Source organism: Janthinobacterium woesei (assembly GCF_051380875.1).
Classification (GTDB): domain Bacteria; phylum Pseudomonadota; class Gammaproteobacteria; order Burkholderiales; family Burkholderiaceae_D; genus Janthinobacterium.
This window is the reverse complement of record NZ_JBNYXW010000049.1, coordinates 1-1,485: the sequence shown is the minus strand read 5'-3', so window position 1 is coordinate 1,485 and position 1,485 is coordinate 1. Positions and strand designations below refer to the sequence as shown.

Genomic DNA, 1,485 nt, shown 5'->3' with positions numbered 1-1,485 from the left:
GGCGTTTGTCGGCGGTAGTGGAATAACTCCGTTCAGGGAAGGCGAAAAGTGCTAAAAAGAACCAAAAAACCGCCTAAAAAACAGCTGGAAACCGGTTTTTAGGCGGTAAGCGGTTCCAGCCTGAAAAATTTGCATTTCGGGCGACAAAACCCGAAGGACTGCGCTCTTTTTCCAACGCCCTGTTAAAGCGTCCCTGATGTCTATATTATGCTCAAATACATGATGAAATACATATCCGACATACATGAAATTTGGGTTCGAACCTCTGGTGATCTCATTACCCAAAACGACCTTGTTGAAGCGACCGTGCGCGAGGGCGAAACTTTGACGGCGCAACACGTGCTAGGGGCGCTGATGGCTGGCCAGCACAGCGTAGCCGCGAGCGGCGTGGGGTGCAGATGAACGCGCCACCACGCATCATGATCGCAGACGATGATGCGCAGATGCGCGAGTTACTTGTCTCGATATTGCACCAGCGTGGCTATCGCGATATCGTTCATGCCAGTAATGGCACGCAGGCCTATGCATTATTGGCGGACGCGAAGGAGCCGTTCGACTTGGCGCTGCTGGATCTGGAGATGCCTGGCATGAGCGGCCTCGACGTACTAAGCGCCTGTCGCCCCTTACTACCGCATTGCATGTGGGTCATAGTCAGCGGACATAGCGGACTGCCCAACGTGCTGTCGGCCATCAGTGCGGGTGCGCACGGCTTTATTGTTAAACCGTACAGTATGGTAAAGGTCTTCGATATTCTGGACAAATTCGATAGCAGGAGCTAGCAATGAAGCAGGTTGCCGGCAACCCAGCGGTTGACCACCCGCGCTGCATACTGCTGGCCAATAGCGAGTCGTCATTCGCATGAAAAATTGCGCAGAATAACGCTTTGGTTGAAGTGGCAGATGAGCAATGCAAGTTAGCGCGCATGGCGGCGCTGTGCCACCACCGTGCGCGTCAGCGGCGATTTGTAGCATGGAAAATATATGAAAAAGATCGATATATCCGAATTGAGAATTGGCATGTACGTTGAGGATTTCTGCGTGCCTTGGCTGAAGAGTCCCTTCTGGTCCCTTTCTTTGCTGGTGGACACGCCAGATAAACTGGCCAGGATCATAGCAAGTAACGTTAGCGAATTGCTTATCGACCCGAGCCGGGGCGCCGACATCGCGCTCGCGCCGTCAGTCGGCGCGGCAACGGCAAAGGCGACGCTAGCCAAAGCGGCTCCGTTTCGTTATCCGCCGGTTGTACCGACGTCGATGGCGACCGAACTCGATCGCGCCGCGCAGCTCTTGACCGAATCAAAAACTGCGGTCAGCTCTATGTTTCATGAAGCGCGCATGGGAAATGCGATCGCCGCCGAACAAGTGCGGCCCCTCGTTGACGAAATCGCCATGTCGGTCATGCGCAACCCGGATGCCTTAGTCGGCTTGGTTCGGCTCAAACATGCCGACGAATATACCTATATGCATTCGGTGGCGGTATGCGCGC

2 protein-coding genes are annotated in these 1,485 nt (G+C 54.5%); both read left to right on the top strand.

Annotated elements, in window-relative coordinates; genetic code table 11:
- Positions 1–398 precede the first annotated feature (398 nt).
- Entirely contained in the window at positions 399–779 is a 381-nt protein-coding gene (locus ACQ4W6_RS25675) for a response regulator (protein WP_436569984.1), read from the top strand.
- Between the two features lie 201 nt (positions 780–980).
- Positions 981–1,485, top strand: a 505-nt coding sequence (locus ACQ4W6_RS25670; RefSeq protein WP_436569983.1) for a DUF3391 domain-containing protein, incomplete at its 3' end; no start/stop codon positions are given.

Excerpts from the sequence above, each read along its gene's own strand:
- ACQ4W6_RS25675 (WP_436569984.1), top strand. The coding sequence starts at position 399 with ATGAACGCGCCACCACGCATCATGATCGCAGACGATGATGCGCAGATG.